Source organism: Halorubrum sp. Atlit-26R (assembly GCF_003666015.1).
GTDB lineage: Archaea > Halobacteriota > Halobacteria > Halobacteriales > Haloferacaceae > Halorubrum.
In genome coordinates, this window is the sequence record NZ_QPLT01000557.1 from 1 (window position 1) to 434 (window position 434).

Genomic DNA, 434 nt, shown 5'->3' on the forward strand with positions numbered 1-434 from the left:
GTACGACGACCTCACCTTCGACGCGCTGCTGCACGAGGTCGATGGTCACGAACGTGCGAAGGCGAAGTACGACGACAGTCAGTGGTCGGTCGGGGACTCGGTGAAGGCAACCACCAGTACCCGCACGAAGATTGGTGACTACAGCCAGGCAAGCCAATGACACTCTCAGTAGTCTGTATGAACTGCCAGGAGAACATCCGGGCCGAGTCTAACGAGGCGCTGGCACACGTGACAATCGCGCACTATGCCGACAACCACTACGAACAGTACCTGGAACTCCCGATGGCAACGGACACACGCGGCACACCAGAAGTGTTGAAAGACCGTTCCATCATCACCCATCCAATCGCGGTGCACGACAAATGACTGATTACGGACCTGGTATTGTCTTTCTGTTCATTCTCGGAGAGTTACATACCGACGGTGAAGAACTG

General features: G+C 55.5%; 1 protein-coding gene. It reads left to right on the forward strand.

From position 1 onward, the window contains the following. Positions 1 to 177 precede the first annotated feature (177 nt). Complete coding sequence (locus DVK07_RS21925; RefSeq protein WP_147441349.1) at positions 178 to 366, forward strand: hypothetical protein; 189 nt, start codon at positions 178 to 180, stop codon at positions 364 to 366. Positions 367 to 434 lie beyond the last annotated feature (68 nt).

Coding starts and splice junctions, on each gene's coding strand:
- DVK07_RS21925 (WP_147441349.1), top strand. CDS start 178: ATGAACTGCCAGGAGAACATCCGGGCCGAGTCTAACGAGGCGCTGGCA.